The sequence below is a fragment of the Pseudomonas sp. DE0010 genome (assembly GCF_007680745.1).
Lineage (GTDB): Bacteria > Pseudomonadota > Gammaproteobacteria > Pseudomonadales > Pseudomonadaceae > Aquipseudomonas > Aquipseudomonas parafulva_B.
In genome coordinates this window covers 1-237 of sequence record NZ_VEJQ01000297.1, presented here as the reverse complement: position 1 = coordinate 237, position 237 = coordinate 1, and the positions used below count along the sequence as shown (strand labels likewise).

Annotated in this window: 1 pseudogene; it reads right to left on the bottom strand. The window is 67.1% G+C overall.

Going from position 1 to position 237, the window contains the following annotated elements:
* Positions 1-237 (bottom strand): annotated as a pseudogene (locus FS767_RS22605) (DnaA regulatory inactivator Hda); the annotation flags it as partial.

Sequence of the window (237 nt, the reverse complement as noted above, 5' to 3'; positions counted from 1 at the left end):
ATCGTCGAGGCAGACCAGCTCGCACTGTTCGAGGTTGTCGAACAGCTCGACGCCGTAGTCGGCCAGTTCGCCCATGGGCAGGTAGATGGCGCGCTCGCCCAGTTCTTCCAGGCGGTGACAGGCGGCCTGCATCAGGTGGCTGCGACCGGCACCCGCGCCGCCCCAGAGATAGATCAGGCTTTCCGTCCAGCCGGCATCGGCATCGCAGAGACGCTCGACATAGCCGAGCGCCGCGGC